General features: G+C 53.6%; 1 protein-coding gene. It reads right to left on the bottom strand.

The genetic code is table 11. The features are described 5' to 3' along the window. Positions 1–79: 79 nt before the first annotated feature. On the bottom strand, positions 80–405 hold a 326-nt coding region (locus tag P2081_RS20410), incomplete at its 5' end, for a hypothetical protein (RefSeq protein WP_278924621.1).

The raw sequence follows: 405 nt of genomic DNA, 5'->3' as shown, positions 1-405 counted from the left end.
AATAATATGTGGTTTAGTTGCACTAAATTAATGTTCCAATAGGTTTTCACAATCATTCCCTCTCTCAAAGACTGCAGTATCAACAGAGGTCGGCGTATATCATGATGCGTACTCGGCCGGTGCGCACCACTCCCTGCACGTTGAGTTTCACTTGGGTCCCCGAAGGCTGTGTGTAGATCTGAGAGATCGTCGACACGTCCGGGATGTTGTCAAACGGCACCCACCACGCAGCGCAGACAGTGTTGCCAGCATCAAACAGTTTATAGTTGCCTCTGTCCGGGAAGGCCTGCACCTCATCCGCGCCCCCACCGTCGCCGTTGGTGTACACTACTGGTGTGGCGATCATCTTGACACCTCCCTGTGAGGAAGACACCGCGAGGAGCAACGCCAACACCACACACTGCC

The organism is Pseudophaeobacter profundi (assembly GCF_029697505.1).
In the GTDB taxonomy this organism is placed as follows: domain Bacteria; phylum Pseudomonadota; class Alphaproteobacteria; order Rhodobacterales; family Rhodobacteraceae; genus Pseudophaeobacter; species Pseudophaeobacter profundi.
The sequence above is the reverse complement of the archived record's forward strand: the minus strand, read 5'-3'. Positions and strand labels throughout refer to the sequence as shown.